Origin of the sequence: Enterobacter sp. 118C5 (assembly GCF_034107645.1) — a bacterium.
Classification (GTDB): domain Bacteria; phylum Pseudomonadota; class Gammaproteobacteria; order Enterobacterales; family Enterobacteriaceae; genus Enterobacter; species Enterobacter nematophilus.
In genome coordinates this window covers 374317-395806 of record NZ_JAWNEU010000003.1, presented here as the reverse complement: position 1 = coordinate 395806, position 21490 = coordinate 374317, and the positions used below count along the sequence as shown (strand labels likewise).

Annotated in this window: 16 protein-coding genes; 4 read left to right on the top strand and 12 right to left on the bottom strand. The window is 54.2% G+C overall.

All coding sequences use genetic code 11. The features are described from left to right. Positions 1–109: 109 nt before the first annotated feature. The 5 genes from rpsA to UTO39_RS09455 form a co-directional block, all read right to left on the bottom strand. Positions 110–1783 (bottom strand): 30S ribosomal protein S1, encoded by a 1674-nt coding sequence (gene rpsA, locus UTO39_RS09475; RefSeq protein ID WP_008499966.1) that lies wholly within the window; start codon positions 1781–1783, stop codon positions 110–112. 111 nt (positions 1784–1894) lie between these two features. Beyond that, the gene (cmk, locus tag UTO39_RS09470; protein ID WP_013097305.1) at positions 1895–2578 is read right to left on the bottom strand and encodes a (d)CMP kinase; all 684 of its coding nucleotides are present in this window, start codon (positions 2576–2578) and stop codon (positions 1895–1897) included. 185 nt (positions 2579–2763) lie between these two features. Continuing rightward, entirely contained in the window at positions 2764–4047 is a 1284-nt protein-coding gene (gene aroA, locus UTO39_RS09465; protein ID WP_320727042.1) for a 3-phosphoshikimate 1-carboxyvinyltransferase, read from the bottom strand. A gap of 69 nt (positions 4048–4116) precedes the next feature. Beyond that, a complete protein-coding gene (serC, locus tag UTO39_RS09460) occupies positions 4117–5205 on the bottom strand; it encodes a 3-phosphoserine/phosphohydroxythreonine transaminase (protein WP_320727041.1) in 1089 nt (362 codons plus the stop codon). A 162-nt stretch (positions 5206–5367) separates the two neighbouring features. Further along, positions 5368–6060: a DUF421 domain-containing protein gene (locus UTO39_RS09455; RefSeq protein ID WP_320727040.1), complete on the bottom strand. Its 693-nt coding sequence runs from the start codon at positions 6058–6060 to the stop codon at positions 5368–5370. Positions 6061–6187: 127 nt separating this feature from the next. Here UTO39_RS09455 and ycaO point away from each other — a divergent pair, with 127 nt between their 5' ends. From ycaO to pflA, 4 genes are all read left to right on the top strand, one after another. Then, on the top strand, positions 6188–7948 hold the full coding sequence (gene ycaO, locus UTO39_RS09450) for a 30S ribosomal protein S12 methylthiotransferase accessory factor YcaO (RefSeq protein WP_320727039.1): 1761 nt from the start codon (positions 6188–6190) through the stop codon (positions 7946–7948). A 406-nt stretch (positions 7949–8354) separates the two neighbouring features. Next, a complete protein-coding gene (gene focA / locus UTO39_RS09445) occupies positions 8355–9212 on the top strand; it encodes a formate transporter FocA (RefSeq protein ID WP_028012564.1) in 858 nt (285 codons plus the stop codon). A gap of 51 nt (positions 9213–9263) precedes the next feature. Continuing rightward, the gene (pflB, locus tag UTO39_RS09440) at positions 9264–11546 is read left to right on the top strand and encodes a formate C-acetyltransferase (RefSeq protein WP_023332542.1); all 2283 of its coding nucleotides are present in this window, start codon (positions 9264–9266) and stop codon (positions 11544–11546) included. A 203-nt stretch (positions 11547–11749) separates the two neighbouring features. After that, positions 11750–12490, top strand: a complete 741-nt coding sequence (pflA, locus tag UTO39_RS09435) for a pyruvate formate lyase 1-activating protein (protein ID WP_045630022.1) — start codon at positions 11750–11752, stop codon at positions 12488–12490. Positions 12491–12526: 36 nt separating this feature from the next. On the opposite strand, the gene UTO39_RS09430 is transcribed toward pflA, so the two are convergent. The 7 genes from UTO39_RS09430 to rarA all read right to left on the bottom strand — a co-directional run bounded on the left by UTO39_RS09430 (position 12527) and on the right by rarA (position 21482). Further along, the gene (locus UTO39_RS09430; RefSeq protein WP_061098704.1) at positions 12527–13057 is read right to left on the bottom strand and encodes an anti-virulence regulator CigR family protein; all 531 of its coding nucleotides are present in this window, start codon (positions 13055–13057) and stop codon (positions 12527–12529) included. Positions 13058–13180: 123 nt separating this feature from the next. Beyond that, positions 13181–14329, bottom strand: a complete 1149-nt coding sequence (locus tag UTO39_RS09425) for an MFS transporter (RefSeq protein WP_045261768.1) — start codon at positions 14327–14329, stop codon at positions 13181–13183. A 275-nt stretch (positions 14330–14604) separates the two neighbouring features. Then, entirely contained in the window at positions 14605–15468 is an 864-nt protein-coding gene (locus UTO39_RS09420; RefSeq protein ID WP_320727038.1) for a dimethyl sulfoxide reductase anchor subunit family protein, read from the bottom strand. 1 nt (position 15469) lies between these two features. Continuing rightward, the gene (locus UTO39_RS09415; RefSeq protein ID WP_014883208.1) at positions 15470–16087 is read right to left on the bottom strand and encodes a DMSO/selenate family reductase complex B subunit; all 618 of its coding nucleotides are present in this window, start codon (positions 16085–16087) and stop codon (positions 15470–15472) included. Positions 16088–16097: 10 nt separating this feature from the next. Then, positions 16098–18542, bottom strand: coding sequence for a dimethylsulfoxide reductase subunit A (gene dmsA, locus UTO39_RS09410; RefSeq protein WP_320727037.1), 2445 nt, complete (start codon positions 18540–18542; stop codon positions 16098–16100). A 211-nt stretch (positions 18543–18753) separates the two neighbouring features. Beyond that, positions 18754–20046 (bottom strand): serine--tRNA ligase, encoded by a 1293-nt coding sequence (gene serS / locus UTO39_RS09405; RefSeq protein ID WP_008499983.1) that lies wholly within the window; start codon positions 20044–20046, stop codon positions 18754–18756. Between the two features lie 92 nt (positions 20047–20138). Further along, positions 20139–21482: a replication-associated recombination protein RarA gene (gene rarA, locus UTO39_RS09400; protein WP_320727036.1), complete on the bottom strand. Its 1344-nt coding sequence runs from the start codon at positions 21480–21482 to the stop codon at positions 20139–20141. Positions 21483–21490 lie beyond the last annotated feature (8 nt).

Genomic DNA, 21490 nt, shown 5'->3' with positions numbered 1-21490 from the left:
GCCGCCCTTTGTTATTGATTACAGGACGAATCCTGCAATCTGTCAAGTCTGCTCCTCATCCTTCGCGCTGTAAATGCGTTACAGCTCAAATGATGCTGAGAACCTGATATTACTCGCCTTTAGCTGCTTTGAAAGCTTCAGCCATTGCGTTGTTAGAGAAGTTTGCATCTTCCTGTTTGTTAACAGTTGCGATTGCATCTTTCTCATCAGCTTCGTCTTTAGCACGAACAGACAGGCTGATTGCACGGTTCTTACGGTCAACACCGGTGAACTTAGCTTCAACGTCGTCGCCTACGTTCAGAACCAGAGTGGCATCTTCAACGCGGTCACGTGAAGCTTCAGAAGCGCGCAGGTAACCTTCAACGCCGTCAGCCAGCTCTACGGTTGCGCCTTTAGCGTCAACTGCAGTCACTTTACCGTTTACGATTGCGCCTTTCTTGTTCAGTGCAACCCAGTTGTTGAACGGATCTTCTGCGAGCTGTTTAACGCCCAGGGAGATACGCTCACGTTCTGCGTCAACCTGCAGAACAACTGCAGCGATTTCGTCGCCTTTTTTGTATTCACGAACTGCTTCTTCGCCTGCAACGTTCCAGGAGATGTCAGACAGGTGAACCAGGCCATCGATGCCGCCGTCCAGGCCGATGAAGATACCGAAGTCAGTGATAGACTTGATTTTACCTTCAACACGGTCGCCCTTGTTGTGGGTTTCCGCGAACTGCTGCCATGGGTTGTTTTTGCACTGCTTCAGGCCCAGGGAGATACGACGACGTTCTTCGTCGATATCCAGAACCATAACTTCCACTACGTCACCAACGTTAACAACTTTGGATGGGTGGATGTTTTTGTTGGTCCAGTCCATTTCGGAAACGTGCACCAGGCCTTCAACGCCTTCTTCGATTTCAACGAAGCAGCCGTAGTCGGTCAGGTTGGTTACGCGACCAGTCAGTTTAGTACCTTCTGGGTAACGCTTAGCGATAGCTACCCATGGATCTTCGCCCAGCTGTTTCAGGCCGAGGGATACACGAGTACGCTCGCGGTCGAACTTCAGCACTTTAACAGTGATTTCGTCGCCCACGTTCACGATTTCGCTTGGGTGCTTAACGCGTTTCCACGCCATGTCGGTGATGTGCAGCAGGCCATCAACGCCGCCCAGGTCAACGAATGCGCCGTAGTCAGTGAGGTTCTTAACGATACCTTTGACTTCCATGCCTTCCTGCAGGTTTTCCAGCAGCTGATCGCGTTCTGCGCTGTTTTCGGATTCGATAACGGCACGACGGGAAACAACAACGTTGTTACGCTTCTGGTCCAGCTTGATTACTTTGAACTCAAGCTCTTTGCCTTCGAGGTGCAGGGTGTCACGGACTGGACGAACGTCTACCAGTGAACCTGGCAGGAACGCACGAATACCATTCAGCTCAACAGTGAAGCCACCTTTAACTTTGCCGTTGATAACACCGACCACAGTTTCAGCTTCTTCGTAAGCTTTCTCCAGCGTGATCCATGCTTCGTGACGTTTAGCTTTCTCACGAGACAGCAGGGTTTCGCCGAAGCCGTCTTCTACTGCGTCCAGAGCAACGTCAACTTCGTCACCAACCTGGATTTCCAGCTCGCCCTGGGCGTTTTTGAACTGCTCAGCCGGAATGGCGGACTCAGATTTCAGACCGGCGTCAACCAGTACTACGTCTTTGTCGATAGCAACAACAACACCGCGAACGATGGAACCCGGACGGGTTTCGATTTCTTTTAAGGATTCTTCAAACAGTTGAGCAAAAGATTCAGTCATGTTTAATCTTCAGGTTAATATTAACGTCCACCTGGCTCCGTGCCGGATGGGGTTGTTTCACATACCCGCCGTCAATCCATTGCAGCGGGGGTACTGCTAAATCGGTCGCGATTACGCGAGTGCCAGTTTTTGGCGCGCATATTGTAGCGCTTTTTCAATCACTTGCTCAATAGTTAAACTGGTTGAATCCAGAACTAATGCATCTTCTGCAGGAACAAGCGGTGCGACGGCGCGGTTACGATCGCGGTCATCGCGCTCTTTTATCTCGGATAAAAGGCGATCAAAGTTAACACTAAACCCCTTTTCCTGCAACTGAAGCATACGGCGTTGAGCACGTTCTTCCGAAGAGGCGTCAAGGAAAATTTTTACTGGCGCATCAGGAAATACGACGGTTCCCATGTCGCGTCCGTCAGCGATCAGACCCGGGGCTTCACGAAACGCTCGCTGACGACGCAGCAGCGCCTCGCGAACGCGTGGGAAAGCGGCCACCTGGGAGGCCGCATTAGCGACTTCCTGCGTACGGATTTCGCCGCTTACGTCTTCCCCTTCCAGAATCACTTCCAGGTTGCCATCGGTGGAAACAAAACGCACATCCAGATGCGCAGCCAGCGGTACCAGCGCTTCTTCAGAGGCGACATCCACGTGATGATGCAGCGCAGCCAGCGCCAGCACGCGATAGATTGCTCCCGAATCTAAAAGATGCCATTGCAATGCTTCCGCCATCGCTTTGCACAGAGTACCTTTCCCTGCGCCACTCGGCCCATCAATGGTGATTACCGGGGCAACTGCCGTCATCTTTTTCTCCTTAAATAAGGCATACCGTTAACATGAACGCCGCGCATTATACGCGCCAACGTGCGCAACTGTTACCTTTGCGTGCAAATTACGGAATGATAGAAGCAGAGTGTAGAAGAAATGAGCGGGAAAGATCGTCAGGAAGCGTAAGGAAATGCCGCATCAGGTGATGCGGCAAGTCTTCATCATGCCAGGGTGCTAATGCGCGCCAGCTGTTCGAAATAGTCCGGGAAGGTTTTCGCCGTACATTTCGGATCGAGAATGGTCACAGGGGTATCGGACAGCGCCACCAGCGAGAAACACATCGCCATACGGTGATCGTTGTAAGTGCCAATTTCTGCAAACTGCAGTTTTGCCGGAGGGGTAACGCGAATGTAATCTTCGCCCTCTTCTACCTCAGCGCCAACTTTACGCAGCTCGGTTGCCATCGCGAACAGGCGGTCCGTCTCTTTTACGCGCCAGTTGTAGATGTTACGCAGCGTGGTGGTGCCTTTGGCAAACAGCGCTGCCGTGGCAATGGTCATCGCCGCATCCGGGATATGGTTCATGTCCATGTCGATGGCGTTCAGCTCGCCGTGGGTACAGGAGATGAAATCATCGCCCCAGGTGACAACTGCGCCCATTTTCTCCAGCACGTCAGCAAAACGAATATCACCCTGCACGCTATTGCGGCCGATGCCGGTCACTTTTACCGTACCACCTTTAATCGCGCCAGCGGCAAGGAAATAGGACGCGGATGAAGCATCGCCTTCAACCAGGTAGTTGCCCGGCGACTGGTACTGCTGCGCTCCGCGAACCACGAAACGCTGATAAGACTGGTTTTCCACCTCAACGCCAAAGGTTTTCATCAGGTGCAGCGTGATATCAATATACGGTTTGGAGACCAGCTCACCTTTAATCGTGATAACCGTATCCTGCGGGGCCAGCGGCGCGGCCATTAGCAGCGCCGTCAGGAACTGGCTGGAGACGCTGCCGTCAACCTCGACGGTACCGCCGGTAAAGCCCCCGCGCAGACGCAGTGGCGGGTAATTTTCCTGCTCCAGATACTCAATCTGCGCGCCGCCCTGACGCAGGGCATCCACCAGATGTCCGATCGGACGCTCCTTCATGCGCGGCTCGCCGGTCAGCACGATATTATTGTTCCCCAGGCACAGGGCCGCCGCCAGCGGACGCATCGCGGTACCCGCGTTACCCAGAAACAGCTCAAGCTCTTCATTCGCCTGCAGCGCGCCGCCGTTGCCGGTCACTTCGCAGCGGGTACGATCGTCAGAGAGTGTGTAATGAACGCCCAACGCTTTCAGTGCATTGAGCATATGGCGCACGTCATCGCTGTCCAGCAGGTTGGTGAGGACGGTGGTGCCGTTTGCCAGAGCTGCCAGCAGCAGAGCGCGGTTCGAGACACTTTTTGAACCAGGCAGATTGATGGTGCCATCTACCCGCGCGATAGGTTGTAACGTCAGGGATTCCATGAAAACTAAACTCTCAACTCAACATAATAAAAACCCCGCAGGGACGCTGCGGGGGTGAAAAACCGCAAATTAACCGTGACGACGTTCGAAGTCGATCATGAAATCGGTCAGGGCTTTAACCCCTTCCAGCGGCATCGCGTTATAAATGGAAGCACGCATACCGCCCACCACGCGGTGGCCTTTCAGCGCATGCAGGCCTGCCGCGAAGGACTCTTCCAGGAACACTTTGTCCAGGCTGCTGTCCGCCAGCTGGAACGGCACGTTCATGCGGGAACGGTTCGCTTTCGCCACATCGTTACGGTAGAAATCGCTCTTGTCGATGACGCCATAGAGCAGCTCGGCTTTCTGCTGATTAACCTTGTCCATCTTCGCCACGCCGCCGTTTTGCTTCAGCCATTTAAAGACCATGCCGGAAAGGTACCAGGCAAACGTTGGCGGGGTGTTGAACATGGAGTCGTTATCGTTCAGCACGGTGTAGTCGAGAATCGACGGGCAGGACTTATGCGCTTTACCCAGCAAGTCTTCACGCACGATGACGATAGTCAGGCCCGCAGGACCGATGTTTTTCTGCGCGCCCGCATAGATAACACCGTAACGGCTGACGTCAAGTGGCGCAGACAGAATGGTGGAGGAGAAGTCGGCGGCAACCACAACGTCTTTGCCGAAGTCAGGCGTCTCGTCGATGGCGATCCCGTCAATGGTTTCGTTCGGGCAGTAGTGAAGATAGGCGGCGTTATCAGAAAGCTGCCACTCGCGCATTGGCTTCACGGCGCGCAGACCGTCAACGGTCACTTTGGCGTCGATAACATTCGGCGTGCAGTATTTGTGCGCTTCTTTAACGGCGCTTGCCGCCCAGTAACCCGCGTCAACATAGTCAGCCGTCGTTTTGTCACCAAGGATATTCAGCGGTACGCCTGCAAACTGACCGCGACCGCCGCCGTGGCAGAACAATACTTTGTAGTTCGAGGGAATATTCAGAAGATCGCGAAAATCCTTTTCTGCCTCTTCGGCCACCTGAATAAACTCTTTACCACGGTGGCTGATTTCCATCACCGACGTACCCAGACCGTTCCAGTCACACAGCTCCTGCTGAGCCTGTTTGAGCACGTCTGCCGGTAACATTGCCGGACCTGAACTGAAATTAAAGACTTGAGCCATTTCCCCTCACCACGCTAAAAGCCATAAGTTATAACTGTGGATATCGGTTTTATCATTCAGTGACACGCGCCGCAATGTCTAAAACTTATGACCGGGGAAATGTGCCCTTCGTCACACAAAACAATCTGCCGCCTCGATACGACAAAACCGACAAAATGGCTGTCAGGTAATACGTTTAGCCCGGCTAACCTTCGTCCATTCTGGATTTGTACAGCGGGGGCATAGTTGATGATCGCCAGCCTGCATGACAACCACATGGCTGCATTTTATGCAGGCATACTCGCCCACTTCCGGTACGGTTTTGTATCGTTCGATGAGCATATCCGGCAGGATACAGAGCCCGGGCTTCACTTCCTCGTCGGGATAGTAATAGACGCTGATTTGGCCGTTCGTTTCCATAATCGCCAGACGCACCTGCCCCAGCTGTTCAACGCTGCTGATGCGAAGCTCCATAAAGAACTCGAACTCCGTCATATTGGCGCGTTGAACGTTCTCCCAGGCCAGTTGCCCGTCTTCGACGATAACCACCGGCTTCCCTTCGAACAGATCTTCCAGCTTTTCACTTTTCGACATCAGCCACATGACCAGCCGGTAAAGCAAGGCGAGGGAAACAAAAACGATAAACACCGGCACCATCGGCACGTCGTCATAAAACGCGACGTCCCCCGCCGCCGAGCCCAGCGTCAGAATGATCAATACTTCAAACAGCGACATCTGCCGAACGCCGCGACGGCCGGTGATTTTGAGAAACAGGAAGACCAGAACGAAAGTGTAAAGGCTGCGCAGCGCCACTTCGCCCAGAAATTCAGGTGGAACTTTATCAAACGCCATCCGCTGGAGATCAAATGCTTTCATTTTTCTATGCCTTAACAGTCAGTTACTGCTACTAAGCATAGCCCAGCCATTTATTTTCGCCGGAGATAGCACCCGTCACGCAAAACCCGTATCATTGCGCGCTTTACGTACGATAAAAGTGAACGCCATGACTCAAACGTTTATCCCCGGCAAAGACGCCGCTCTGGAAGATTCCATCGCTCGCTTCCAGCAGAAACTGACCGACCTGGGCTTTAACATCGAAGAAGCCTCCTGGCTGAACCCGGTGCCTCACGTCTGGTCCGTGCACATTCGCGACAAAGACTGCGCGCTCTGCTTTACCAACGGTAAAGGTGCGACGAAAAAAGCGGCACTGGCCTCTGCGCTGGGTGAGTATTTTGAGCGTCTGTCCACCAACTATTTCTTCGCTGACTTCTGGCTGGGTGTAACCATCGCCAACGGTCCGTTCGTTCACTATCCGAACGAAAAATGGTTCCCGCTGACCGAAGACGACGAACTGCCGGAAGGGATCCTCGATGGGCGCCTGCGTGCCTTCTACGATCCGGAAAACGAACTGACCGCCAGCATGCTGATCGATCTGCAGTCGGGTAACGAAGATCGCGGTATCTGCGCCCTGCCGTTCACCCGTCAGTCTGACGAGCAGCCCGTATATATTCCAATGAACATCGTCGGCAACCTGTATGTGTCCAACGGCATGTCCGCCGGTAACACCCGCAATGAAGCGCGCGTGCAGGGCCTGTCTGAAGTGTTCGAGCGTCACATTAAAAACCGCATCATCGCTGAATCCATCAGCCTGCCGGAGATCCCGGCTGACGTGCTGGCGCGCTACCCGGGCGTGGTGGAATCCATCGCGAAGCTGGAAGCGGAAGGTTTCCCAATCTTTGCGTATGACGGCTCGCTGGGCGGTAAATATCCGGTTATCTGCGTCGTGCTGTTTAACCCGACTAACGGAACCTGCTTCGCCTCCTTCGGCGCGCATCCTGACTTCGGCGTGGCGCTGGAGCGTACCGTGACCGAGCTGCTGCAGGGCCGTAGCCTGAAAGATCTCGACGTCTTCACCCCGCCAACGTTTGACGATGAAGAAGTGGCCGAGCACACTAACCTCGAAACCCACTTCATCGACTCCAGCGGTTTGATCTCCTGGGATATGTTCAAGCAGGACGCGGACTATCCGTTCGTGGACTGGAGCTTTGCCGGTACCACCGAAGAAGAGTTCGCCACACTGATGGCCATCTTCAACGCTGAAGATCAGGAAGTCTACATTGCCGACTACGAACACCTGGGCGTTTACGCGTGCCGCATCATCGTACCTGGCATGTCCGATATCTACCCTGCGGAAGATCTGTGGCTCGCAAACAACAGCATGGGCGCGCACCTGCGTGAAACCCTGCTCTCCCTGCCGGGCAGCGAGTGGGAAAAAGAAGATTATCTCAACCTGATTGCCCAGCTGGACGATGAAGGCCACGATGACTTCACCCGCGTGCGCGAGCTGCTGGGTCTGGCGACCGGTAAAGACAACGGCTGGTACACCCTGCGCATCGGTGAGCTGAAAGCGATGCTGGCCCTCGCGGGCGGCGATCTGGATCAGGCTCTGGCCTGGACCGAATGGACCATGGAGTTTAACCAGTCGGTCTTCTCCGCCGAGCGCACTAACTATTACCGCTGTCTGCAAACCCTGTTGCTGCTTGCACAGGAAGAGGATCGCGAGCCACTGCAGTACCTCAACGCTTTCGTACGTATGTACGGTGCTGAAGCGGTTGAAGCCGCCAGCGCGGCGCTGAGCGGTGAAGAGCCGTTCTACGGTCTGCAGGCGGTTGACAGCGATCTGAAAGCCTTCCCGGCGCATCAGTCTCTGCTGAAGGCCTATGAAAAGCTGCAGAAAGCAAAAGCCGCTTACTGGTCAAAATAAGCGCATATAACATTAACGGCAGTAGGCGTATTCAATCGTCTGGGCTATATTACGGGGCAATTTCATTGCCCCGTTTTTTATTCTCTTCGGCAATGAGTGTTGGTTGTAATAATTAAGTTAAATACGGGTAAATATAATAATATTTGCCTGGGCTTTATTGTTACTTTTTATGGTAAATACTCCATATTAATTAACTGTTTCGAAGGGGGCCGAACGAAAAAATTCAACTCTTTTCATAACTTTTAAAATTTATTTTTATACGGATAATCAAATACTTACTCCGCATTTGTTGTAAAACCATACATACTGCGGGCCTATAAGCCAGGCGAGATATGATCTATATCAATTTCTCTTCTATAATGCTTTGTTAGTATCTCGTCGCCGACTTAATAAAGAGAGAGTTAGTGTGAAAGCTGACAACCCTTTTGATCTTTTACTCCCCGCCGCGATGGCAAAAGTTGCCGAAGAAGCGGGTGTCTATAAAGCAACGAAACACCCGATGAAGACGTTCTATCTGGCGATCACCGCAGGTGTGTTCATCTCTATCGCTTTCGTCTTCTACATCACCGCCACCACCGGTACTGCCGGAATGCCTTTCGGCATGGCCAAACTGATTGGCGGCATTTGCTTCTCACTGGGTCTGATTCTCTGCGTCATTTGCGGCGCCGACCTCTTCACCTCAACGGTGCTGATTGTTGTGGCGAAAGCCAGCGGAAGAATTACCTGGGGTCAACTGGCGCGCAACTGGCTTAACGTCTACGTTGGTAACCTGATTGGCTGTCTGCTCTTTGTTCTGTTGATGTGGCTCTCTGGCGAGTATATGACCGCCAACGGCGGCTGGGGGCTTAATGTCCTGCAAACCGCTGACCACAAAATGCACCACACATTTATCGAAGCCGTTGCTCTCGGCATCCTCGCAAACCTGATGGTCTGCCTGGCGGTCTGGATGAGCTACTCCGGTCGTAGTCTGATGGATAAAGCCATGATTATGGTTCTGCCGGTTGCGATGTTTGTTGCCAGCGGCTTCGAGCACAGTATTGCGAATATGTTCATGATCCCGATGGGGATTGTTATCCGCAACTTTGCAAGCCCGGAGTTCTGGACCGCAGTTGGTTCATCCCCGGAAAGTTTCTCTCACCTGACTATTATGAATTTCATTACTGATAACCTGATCCCCGTTACTATCGGGAACATTATCGGTGGGGGTCTATTAGTTGGGTTGACATACTGGGTCATTTACCTGCGTGGCGGCGACCATCATTAATGGTTGTCTCAGGCAGTAAATAAAAAATCCACTTAAGAAGGTAGGTGTTACATGTCCGAGCTTAATGAAAAGTTAGCCACAGCCTGGGAAGGTTTTGCGAAAGGTGACTGGCAGAATGAAGTAAACGTCCGTGACTTCATTCAGAAAAACTATACCCCGTATGAAGGTGACGAATCCTTCCTGGCTGGCGCAACTGACGCGACCACCAAGCTGTGGGACAGCGTAATGGAAGGCGTTAAACTGGAAAACCGCACTCACGCGCCAGTTGATTTTGACACCTCCGTTGCTTCCACCATCACTTCTCACGATGCTGGCTACATTAACAAAGCCCTTGAGAAAATCGTTGGTCTGCAGACTGAAGCACCACTGAAACGCGCAATCATCCCGTTCGGTGGTATCAAAATGGTTGAAGGTTCCTGCAAAGCGTATAACCGCGAGCTGGATCCAATGCTGAAAAAAATCTTCACCGAATACCGCAAAACCCATAACCAGGGCGTATTCGATGTTTACACCAAAGACATTCTGAACTGCCGTAAATCTGGCGTTCTGACTGGTCTGCCAGATGCGTATGGCCGCGGCCGTATCATCGGTGACTACCGTCGCGTTGCGCTGTACGGTATCGACTTCCTGATGAAAGACAAGTACGCGCAGTTTGTTTCCCTGCAGTCCGATCTGGAAAACGGCGTAAACCTGGAAGCGACTATCCGTCTGCGTGAAGAAATTGCTGAACAGCACCGCGCGCTGGGTCAGATCAAAGAGATGGCTGCGAAATATGGCTGCGATATCTCTGGTCCTGCAACCAACGCTCAGGAAGCTATCCAGTGGACCTACTTCGGCTACCTGGCCGCGGTTAAGTCTCAGAACGGCGCAGCAATGTCCTTCGGTCGCGTGTCTACCTTCCTGGATGCGTACATCGAACGTGACCTGAAAGCAGGCAAAATCACCGAGCAAGACGCTCAGGAAATGATTGACCACCTGGTCATGAAACTGCGTATGGTTCGCTTCCTGCGTACCCCAGAATATGATGAACTGTTCTCTGGTGACCCAATCTGGGCAACAGAATCAATCGGCGGTATGGGCGTTGACGGCCGTACGCTGGTTACCAAAAACAGCTTCCGCTTCCTGAACACCCTGTACACCATGGGTCCTTCTCCGGAGCCGAACATCACCGTTCTGTGGTCTGAAAAACTGCCTCTGAACTTCAAGAAATTCGCCGCTAAAGTGTCCATCGACACCTCTTCTCTGCAGTACGAGAACGATGACCTGATGCGTCCGGACTTCAACAACGACGACTACGCTATCGCTTGCTGCGTGAGCCCAATGGTTGTTGGTAAACAAATGCAGTTCTTCGGTGCGCGTGCAAACCTGGCGAAAACCATGCTGTACGCTATCAACGGCGGCGTTGATGAAAAACTGAAAATGCAGGTTGGTCCTAAGTCTGAGCCAATCAAAGGCGACGTGCTGAACTATGACGAAGTCATGGAGCGCATGGACCACTTCATGGACTGGCTGGCTAAGCAGTACGTGACCGCGCTGAACGTTATCCACTACATGCACGACAAGTACAGCTACGAAGCCTCTCTGATGGCGCTGCATGACCGTGACGTTATCCGCACCATGGCGTGTGGTATCGCTGGTCTGTCCGTGGCTGCTGACTCCCTGTCTGCAATCAAATATGCGAAAGTTAAACCAATTCGTGACGAAGACGGCCTGGCCGTAGACTTCGAAATCGAAGGCGAATACCCGCAGTTTGGTAACAACGATTCTCGCGTTGATGACATGGCGGTTGACCTGGTAGAACGTTTCATGAAGAAAATTCAGAAACTCACTACCTACCGTAACGCTATCCCGACTCAGTCTGTTCTGACCATCACCTCTAACGTTGTGTATGGTAAGAAAACCGGTAACACCCCAGACGGTCGTCGTGCTGGCGCGCCATTCGGCCCAGGTGCTAACCCAATGCACGGTCGTGACCAGAAAGGTGCTGTTGCCTCTCTGACCTCCGTTGCTAAACTGCCGTTTGCTTACGCGAAAGATGGTATCTCTTACACCTTCTCTATCGTGCCAAACGCGCTGGGTAAAGACGACGAAGTGCGTAAAACTAACCTCGCGGGTCTGATGGATGGTTACTTCCACCACGAAGCGTCCATCGAAGGTGGTCAGCACCTGAACGTGAACGTAATGAACCGTGAAATGCTGCTCGATGCGATGGAACACCCTGAGAAATATCCTCAGCTGACCATCCGCGTATCTGGCTACGCAGTGCGTTTTAACTCCCTGACTAAAGAACAGCAGCAGGACGTTATCACCCGTACTTTCACTCAATCCATGTAAGTGGAATTGACTGAAATCACGCGTTAAAAAGCGTACAATAAAGGCTCCACGCAAGTGGGGCCTTTTTAACACCCTCGCTTCACCAGTCTCTTTTGTCCGCTATCTATACTTTATGGATAACAGCCAAAACAGACTCGACATAGCCTTTGAGCTGTGCAACTACATAGGCCCCCGGATGGGCCAAATTCGGAGATATCACCGCAATGTCAACTATTGGTCGCATTCACTCCTTTGAATCCTGTGGCACCGTCGATGGCCCGGGGATCCGCTTTATTACCTTTTTCCAGGGTTGCCTGATGCGCTGCCTGTACTGCCATAACCGCGACACCTGGGACACGCACGGCGGTAAAGAAGTCACCGTGGAAGATCTGATGAAAGAGGTGGTGACCTACCGCCACTTTATGAACGCGTCCGGCGGTGGCGTGACCGCGTCCGGCGGTGAAGCTATTCTTCAGGCTGAGTTTGTCCGCGACTGGTTCCGCGCCTGCCATAAAGAAGGCATTCATACCTGTCTCGACACCAACGGCTTTGTGCGCCGCTACGATCCGGTCATTGATGAACTGCTCGAGGTGACCGACCTGGTGATGCTCGATCTCAAACAGATGAACGATGAGATCCACCAGAATCTGGTTGGCGTTTCAAACCACCGTACGCTGGAGTTTGCCAAATACATCGCCGACAAAGGCATCAAAACCTGGATCCGCTACGTTGTTGTTCCCGGCTGGTCAGATGACGATGACTCCGCGCACCGCCTGGGTGAATTTACCCGCGACATGGGCAACGTCGAGAAAATTGAGCTTCTGCCCTATCACGAACTGGGTAAACATAAATGGGTGGCGATGGGCGAAGAGTACAAGCTTGATGGCGTGAAGCCGCCGAAAAAAGAGACGATGGAACGCGTGAAAGGTATTCTTGAGCAGTATGGCCACAAGGTCATGTATTAAAGATAAGGCCCGGTAAGAACCGGGCCTTTTTATATTCTATTTAAAGACGCCGTTAATAACGGAGGTCACAATCGCCGTACTCAGTGCAATTAAGACCAGATCGTCACCCACCACGCGCCATTCATAGCCAGGGTAGGAAGGAAGCTGGCCGAGCATGGACGCTGGCACGGTTTTCTTCGCAATGCCCGGAGGAAGTGGTTTACCACGGGCGAGGTTTTTCGCAATACCCGGAGGCAGAGACTCATAGCCCGTTAAGCCGTAATTCAGTGCCAGGTGGCGGGCATGATCGAAGCTCACGCGAGCATCAACGTCATTACCGACATCTTTGCTGTTTTTGAAGCTCTTATCCGATTTCCCAGGATTATCCTTTCCGCTATTTTGCTTATTACCATGGTTACCGGAATTACCAGAATTCCCGTTACCATGATTGCCGCCATTACCTTGTCCGCCACCGTTTCCGTGACCACCGCCGTTCCCGTTTCCAGGGTTAGCCATGACCGGAGCCGTTGCAAACGTTAAAGACAACACTACGGCAAGTGCGGTAGTGGAAAAACGACGTATAGACATGATTGTTGCCTTTTAGTGGTAGAACTCACTTGAATTATCGCCAGGCGGGAAAAACAAACAATGAGTAAAAGTCTTATATGTGACAGGGACAAAAAAGCCTGTCATCGACAGGCTTTTATTTAATCAGGCGTGTGCCACAGGCGTTGGATGCTCGCCCGCTTTACGCAGCAGCATTAAGAGATAAATAAACGACACGCTGGCAATCATGATAAACAGCAAATTGTCGGAATAATTCTGCATCAGCATCGCGGTAAATGTCGGTCCCAGCAGGCTACCGATGGTGTAGCTTAATAACAGCGCCTGATTCATTGCCACGAGCTGGTGATGTTCTACTTTCTCACAGGCCCAGGCCATCGCGACCGGATAGAGCGTGAAACCTGCGGCTCCGAGAATAAACAGCGCGGGTGCCATCGCGGCGTTGCTGAGCATCGCAAGGCATCCCATGATCACCACGAAAACCTGAACGCGCAGTACCAGCAGACGACCAAAGCGGTCCGCCAGGCGGCCAATCGGCCATTGCCCCACAATACCCGCACTGACCATCACCGCCATCCAGAAACCAATTCCGGAATCGCTCACGCCCTGATGATTCAGGTAGAGCGGCATCAGGCCATAGAGCGAGCCCAGTACAATTCCCGAGATAATGCAGCCGTTAACGCCCAGACGCGCCTGACGGAGCCTCAACATCGGCCAGACGTGGGTCGCTTCCTGATGTTCGCTGTTCTGGTTCACAATGCGCGTAAAGAGCAGCGGCAGGATCGCGGCCAGCACCATACCGGTTACCCACGGCAGTACGCTCATCAGGTCGGTTGGCAGTTTACTGACCATCAGTTGACCCAGAACGGTACCGACGTAGTAAACCATCATATAGGCCGCCAGCAGGCGTCCGCGGTTGCGGGAGGTGCCGCTACACATCAGCGCGCTTTCAACCACCACCCAAATCATCGCGCAGCCGACGCCGGCGATAAAGCGCCATGCCATCCAGCTCCAGAAGCCGACCATCAGACCCAGACCGGCGCACCCGGCAGCGAAAATCAGCGAGGCCAGATAATAGCTGCGATTAAAGCCAAAACGCTTAATCAGGCTACCGGTTAATAATGTGCCCAGCAGGTTCCCGGTGAAAAAGGACGAGCTGACCATACCCACCTGCCAGGTCGGTAAGTTTTCATGGGCGAGCCACAGCGGGACGAGCGTGTTTAACACGGCGATCGCCAGGGTCAACAGAAGCAGGCCACAGAGCAACAGGAGCACTGGCCGGGTATAGGTGGTCATGGATTAAAAACCGTGAGGAAGTTCAGATTTCGTGCGCATCATGCCACTGGCAAAAACAAAGTCAATCCACAGATTTAGCCGGCTCGCACAATATGTTCCCTGTCGATTTAAAAAACTTATCCTGCTAATGCAGCGCCTGCTAGAGATATTAATTATGTATCTGTTTTTATTTATTAATGACCAAAATTAAAACAAAACGACAGTCGAAAAATTTCATGAATGAAAAAAAGAAAAGCCGGGCGCTATGTCCCGGCTTTTAATAACCAAAAATAGAATTAGCTGGCGATTGCCATACCGACCGTCATATGCAGGCCATAGAACACGCCGCGACCAATTAGCTCGCCCGCCAGCACCAGCACAAAGGCCAGGGATAGCAGCGGCAAAGCGGGCTGGTAACCTTTAAGCTGAGGGGCAATCCAGCATACCAGCGCAGCCGCCAGCAACGCCACGCGCCAGGCCATTAGCGAGCCGTAGTCCGGCACCAGCGCAGAAGCCTGCTGGATAGAGCTGTGAATGGTTGCCAGTTCGGCACCCTGCATCAGGGCGACCATCGCACTCACCACCAGCGCCAGCAGCGAAACGGCTGGCAACAAACGCATTGCCCAACCGTCTACCCGCGCCACGCGCAGCAGCAGGTAGCCCAGCAGCGGCCCGCCGATAAACATCGTCAGGAAGAAGCTCATCGGCGTCCAGACGCTGTACCAGGTTGGGACGGTATCGATGGTGTTGTAGACGCGCACCATCATCCACACGAACACCACGCCCAGTATCATGGTGGCGATCAGCCACAGGCTGCGCAGGCCCGCAGACAATTTCTTGAGCGCAGCCAGCAGCCAACCCAGCCCGCCGACGGCAAAGAAGATTGCCCCGCTGGCAATTTCGTTACTGAGGGATGAGGCCCCCACGCGGTTCAGGGAGTTGAACGCGCGCATCGGTGAGCCCAGGTGTAGCGTAGAGGCGATAAATCCAATCCCCATCAGCACCCACAGGCCAAACATGCTCAACACTAAACGCTGCTGCTGTTCAGCATTGAGGTTCCCTTTTAACAGCGCCAACGCGAGAACAATGAAGCCGCCCACTACGCACTGCCCAAAGACCGTGAAGATCATCAGCGGCCATTCATGCCATCCACTTCCCATCTCACACCTCCTTCGGATTAGCCAGGTAGCCGGTGGTGTCACCCGTCGGACGGCTGTTGGCGTTAGGTTTAATGACAATACTCGGCTTCGTGAAGTGCGCGGACGGCAGCGGCGCCACTGCGGCAAGCTGGCCGTGTTTCTGACGGAGCTCTTCAATCGGACCAAAATCCAGGGCGCGCAGCGGGCAGGACTCGACGCAGATTGGCTTTTTGCCATCCGCCACGCGACTGTGGCAGCCGTCGCACTTGGTCATATGCCCTTTGGCTGCGTTGTACTGCGGCGCACCGTACGGGCACGCCATATGGCAGTAGCGACAGCCAATGCAGACATCTTCATCCACCACCACAAAACCGTCTTCCCGCTTGTGCATCGCCCCGCTCGGGCACACCTTCGTGCAGGCCGGATCTTCACAGTGGTTACAGGCAATCGACAGGTAATAGGCAAAGACGTTCTGATGCCAGACGCCGTTATCTTCCTGCCAGTCGCCCCCGGCGTATTCGTAAATGCGGCGGAAGCTCACGTCCGGAGTGAGATCTTTGTAATCTTTACAGGCCAGCTCGCAGGTTTTGCACCCGGTGCAACGGCTGGAATCAATGAAAAATCCATACTGGGTTGTCATCGGTTACTCCTTAAACCTTTTCAACCTGGACAAGGTTTGTGTGAGACGGGTTGCCTTTCGCCAGCGGCGACGGACGCTGCGTGGTCAGGACGTTAATACTGCCTGCCTGGTCGATGCGGTTGGCATCCGGGCTGTACCAGGCCCCTTCCCCCAGCGCCACTACGCCTGGCATCATGCGCGGTGTTACTTTGGCTTCAATGTGCACCTCGCCGCGACCGTTAAAGATACGCACGCGATCCCCATTGCTGATACCACGTGCTTTGGCATCCATCGGGTTGATCCACATCTCCTGGCGGCAGGCGGCCTTCAGTACGTCGACGTTACCGTAGGTGGAGTGCACGCGCGCCTTGTAGTGGAAACCGGTCAGCTGCAGCGGGAATTTCGCCGTCAGCGGATCGTTATAGTTTTCGAACCCCGGCGTGTAGATCGGCAGCGGATCGATAACATCGCCTTCCGGCAGCTCCCAGGTAGAGGCGATTTTTGCCAGCTCTTCGGAGTAGATTTCGATTTTGCCCGACGGCGTGGTCAGCGGATTCGCCTGCGGATCTTCACGGAACGCTTTATACGCCACGTGATGCCCTTCCGGGTCACGCTGCTTGTACATGCCCTGCTTGCGGAAGGTATCGAAGTCCGGCAGGTCAGGAATCGCTTTACGAGAGAGTTCATGCAGATGGCGCATCCACCCTTCCTGCGTGCGTCCCTCGGTAAACTGCTGCTCAACGCCAAGACGTTTCGCCAGCTCGGAGGTCATCTCATAGATGGTTTTGCACTCGAAGCGCGGCTTGATGGCCTGGTCGGTAAAGATCACGTAGGACATATTGCCGCAGGACGCATCCAGCGCGAAATCCATCTGCTCAGACGCGGTGCAGTCCGGCAGCAGAATATCGGCATATTTTGCCGAGGAGGTCATGTGACAGTCGATCACCACAATCATCTCGCACTTCTTGTCATCCTGCAGGATTTCATGGGTGCGGTTGATTTCCGAGTGCTGGTTGATAAGGCAGTTGCCGGCGTAGTTCCAGATCATCTTGATCGGTACATCCAGCTTGTCCTTGCCACGTACGCCGTCGCGCAGGGCGGTCATTTCCGGGCCACGTTCAATCGCATCCGTCCACATAAACATGGAGATGCTGGTCTGAACCGGGTTATCCAGCGTCGGCATACGCTCAAACGGCACTTCATAAGAACCTTCGCGCGCGCCGGTGTTACCGCCATGAATACCGACGTTTCCGGTCAGAATAGAAAGCATGGAGATAGCGCGGGTGGCGATTTCGCCATTCGCATGACGCTGCGGTCCCCAGCCCTGGCTGATGTAGGCCGGTTTAGCTGAGCCAATCTCACGCGCCAGCTGAACAATGCGCTCAACCGGAATACCGGTGATGGTGGAGGCCCACTCCGGCGTTTTCGCCACGCCGTCGCTACCCTGGCCGAGAATATAGGCCTTGTAGTGACCATTGGCAGGAGCACTGGCTGGCAGCGTTTTCTCGTCATAACCGACGCAGTATTTATCAAGGAACGGCTGATCGACGAGGTTTTCAGTAATCATCACCCACGCCAGCGCGGAAACCAGTGCCGCATCGGTACCGGGACGAATGGGGATCCACTCATCTTCGCGCCCGGCACCGGTGTCGGTATAGCGCGGATCGATAATAATCATGCGGGCATGAGATTTGGCTCGGGCCTGTTCGAGGTAGTACGTCACCCCGCCGCCGCTCATCCGGGTTTCGCCCGGGTTGTTACCGAACAGGACGACCAGCTTACTGTTTTCGATATCGGACGGGCTGTTGCCGTCGGCCCAGCCGCCGTAGGTATAGTTCAGGCCCGCGGCAATCTGTGCGGAAGAGTAGTCGCCGTAGTGGTTGAGATAACCGCCGCAGCAGTTCATCAGACGCGCGACCAGCGTTTTACCCGGTGGCCAGGAGCGGGTCAGCGTGCCGCCCAGGGTCCCGGTGCCATAGTTCAGGTAGATGGACTCGTTGCCGTACTCTTTGATCAGGCGCTGCATGTTGGTGGCGATAATGTCGTAGGCTTCATCCCAGCTAATGCGCTCGAACTTCCCTTCCCCACGTTTACCGACACGCTTCATTGGGTATTTCAGACGATCCGGGTTATAGACGCGGCGACGCATGGAGCGACCGCGCAGGCAGGCGCGAACCTGGTGTAACCCTTCGTAGTTATCGTCCCCGGTGTTGTCGGTTTCGACATACTTAATTTCGCCATCCACCACATGCATACGCAGCGGACAACGGCTACCGCAGTTTACGGTACACGCACTCCACACCACTTTTTCCGGAGCTGCGGCTGAGGATAGTGCATCCGCCGCCGACGCCAGCCGGGTAAAAGGGAGCGTGAAGGCGCTGCTGGCTACAGCCAGGCCGCCTATTGCCGTGGTTTTCATCAACCCACGGCGAGTGACCTCGGCAGCCATTAACGCTTCAGGCGCTTTGATTTTCATAGAGACTCACTTTGGTTGCTCACAAAGAAAAGAGAGGCGGCACGAACCGCTATATAGTTTTATAAATAACGAATTACTTCGTTATCAGCGTTTTATGCTAACTTTCATTCGGAGGAGTATTACTACTTTAGAGGGAGGGGGTATTGCGTCGTGTCAATTCAGAGGCATAAAAAAAGCGCCAGAAGGCGCTTTTTTGTTGTGAGGCAAAGAATTAGCCGATGTACTGCTGGCCTTTCATGTATGGACGCAGCACTTCAGGGATCTCGATGCGGCCATCTGCCTGCTGGTAGTTTTCCAGCACGGCAACCAGCGTACGGCCAACAGCCAGACCAGAACCGTTCAGGGTATGCACCAGACGGGTTTTCTTGTCAGATTTGCTGCGGCAGCGTGCCTGCATGCGGCGCGCCTGGAAATCCCAGACGTTAGAGCAGGAGGAGATTTCACGGTAGGTGTTCTGCGCAGGCACCCAGACTTCCAGGTCGAAGGTTTTGCAGGCACCAAAGCCCATGTCACCGGTGCACAGCGCCATGCGGCGATACGGCAGACCCAGCAGCTCCAGCACTTTTTCCGCGTGGCCGGTCATCTCTTCCAGCGCGTCCATGGATTCTTCAGGACGTACGATCTGCACCATCTCAACTTTGTCGAACTGGTGCATACGGATCAGACCGCGGGTATCGCGACCGTAAGAACCTGCTTCCGAGCGGAAGCACGGAGAGTGTGCCGTCAGCTTGATTGGCAGGTCGTCTTCGTCAATGATCTCATCACGCACGAGGTTGGTCAGCGGCACTTCCGCGGTTGGGATCAGCGCATAGTTACTGCTGTCTGCTTCTTCATCCAGCGGACGGGTATGGAACAGATCGCCGGCAAATTTCGGCAGCTGGCCCGTACCGTACAGCGTATCGTGGTTAACCAGATACGGAACGTAGGTTTCGCTATAGCCGTGCTGCTCGGTGTGCAGATCCAGCATGAACTGCGCCAGGGCGCGGTGCAGATGGGCAATCTGGCCTTTCATTACCACGAAGCGAGAACCGGTCAGCTTGACCGCTGCCGCAAAGTCCAGGCCCGCGTGCATTTCGCCCAGCGTCACGTGATCGCGCACCTCGAAGTCGAACTCGCGAGGCGTGCCCCAGCGTTTCACTTCAACGTTGTCGTTCTCGTCTTTTCCGACAGGCACGCTGTCGTCAGGAATGTTCGGGATCGCCAGGGCGATATCACGAATTTCGGCCTGAAGAACGTCCAGCTCCGCTTTAGCCTGATCCAGCTCTTCGCCCAGCTTGTTCACTTCCAGGCGTAATGGCTCAATATCTTCCCCGCGCGCTTTCGCCTGGCCAATGGATTTCGATCGAGAGTTACGCTCTGCCTGCAGATTTTCAGTTTGTACCTGCAGAACCTTACGACGCTCTTCAAGAGCGCGCAGCTTATCTACATCCAGCTTAAAGCCCCGGCGTGCCAGTTTTTCAGCGACTGCGTCTGGCTCATTACGCAGCAGATTGGGATCGAGCATGCTTATCCTGTGCTTATCGAATTAAAATAGGAAAATGTGACCACAGCCTGCGGCCACAGGGATACTACGCCAACATTACCGCAACGATAGCGCTAACGGTAGCGTTTTATAGGGCTATTTTGATCCTGTCCGGCAAGCCAGGTGAGCTTTTCACCAATCTTGCCCTCAAGACCTCTGTTTGTGGGGTGATAATAGCGGGTTTGTGCCATCTCCTGCGGGAAATATTCTTCGCCAGCGGCGTAGGCGTTGGGTTCATCATGCGCGTAGCGGTACTCCTGCCCGTAGCCCATCTCTTTCATCAGCTTGGTTGGCGCGTTGCGCAGGTGGACCGGTACATCGTAGTCAGGGCGTTCGCGCGCGTCCGACATCGCGGCTTTAAACGCGGTATAGACGGCATTGCTTTTCGGCGCACAGGCCAGGTAAACAATCGCCTGCGCAATGGCGCGCTCCCCTTCCGCCGGGCCTACGCGGGTGAAGCAGTCCCAGGCCGAGATCGCAACCTGCATGGCGCGCGGGTCGGCGTTGCCAACATCTTCTGACGCAATCGCCAGGCAGCGGCGCGCAACGTATAGCGGATCGCCACCCGCGGTGATGATACGCGCGTACCAGTAGAGCGCTGCATCCGGGGCGCTGCCGCGCACGGACTTATGCAGCGCCGAGATCAGGTCGTAGAAACGATCGCCTTTATTATCGAAACGCGCGCTGCGCTCTCCGGCAATTTCGGTCAGCAGCTCCTGCTTCAGCACGCGCTTTCCGGCATCATCCACTTCGGCCATGTCGGCCATCATTTCCAGCGTGTTCAGCGCGCGGCGCGCATCGCCGTTGACCAGCTCCGCAATCGCACGTCGCGTGTCGTCAGGCAGAACGATATCCTGCCCGCCGTAGCCACGCGCTTTGTCGTCCATCGCCTGCGTGAGGACCTTTTCGATATCCTCGGTGGTCAGGGATTTAAGCAGGTAGACGCGCGCGCGGGAAAGCAGCGCGGAATTGAGTTCAAACGACGGGTTTTCGGTGGTCGCGCCGATGAAAAAGATCGTGCCGTCTTCAATATGCGGCAGGAAAGCATCCTGCTGGCTCTTGTTGAAGCGGTGGACTTCATCGACAAAGAGAATGGTGCGGCGCCCGGCATTGCGGTTCTGACGCGCGCGCTCGATCGCCTCGCGGATCTCCTTTACGCCGGACGTTACCGCCGAGATACGTTCAACGTCCGCGTTAGCATACCGGGCAATGACTTCTGCAAGCGTGGTCTTGCCGGTACCTGGGGGCCCCCAAAGGATCATTGAGTGTAAATGCCCCGCCTCAATGGCGCGCGGCAAGGGTTTCCCCGCAGCCAGCAGATGCTGCTGACCGATGTACTGCGCTAAATTTTCTGGCCGCATACGGGCGGCCAGAGGTTGAAACGCATTATCTGAAAAATCGAGCGACAGATTGCCCACTCATGCCT